At 61.5% G+C, this 252-nt stretch carries 1 protein-coding gene; it reads left to right on the top strand.

Annotation, left to right across the window (positions count from 1 at the left end; all coding sequences use genetic code 11):
• Positions 1–252 (top strand): HlyD family secretion protein (locus tag SB659_RS20130; RefSeq protein WP_410551704.1); only part of this gene is annotated, 252 nt, incomplete at both ends.

Consider the following 252-nt stretch of genomic DNA (forward strand, 5'->3'; position numbering starts at 1 on the left):
CTTGCAGCGCTGGAGCGGGCCAGGCTCGATCTGCTCCGCACCACCGTGCTCGCGCCCGCCGATGGCGTTGTCACCAATCTTCAGCTGTCCGTCGGTGGCTTTGTCAACACCGGACAGAGCGCCATCACCTTCATCGACGCCGGCACGATCTGGATAGCGGCCAACTTCAAGGAGAACAGCCTCGAGAATGTCGCAAGCGGCAACAAGGCGGAAATCCTGTTCGATGCGCTGCCCGGAAAGCTGTTTCCTGCT

The organism is Arthrobacter sp. SIMBA_036, from assembly GCF_046535135.1.
Taxonomy (GTDB): Bacteria; Actinomycetota; Actinomycetes; order Actinomycetales; family Micrococcaceae; genus Arthrobacter.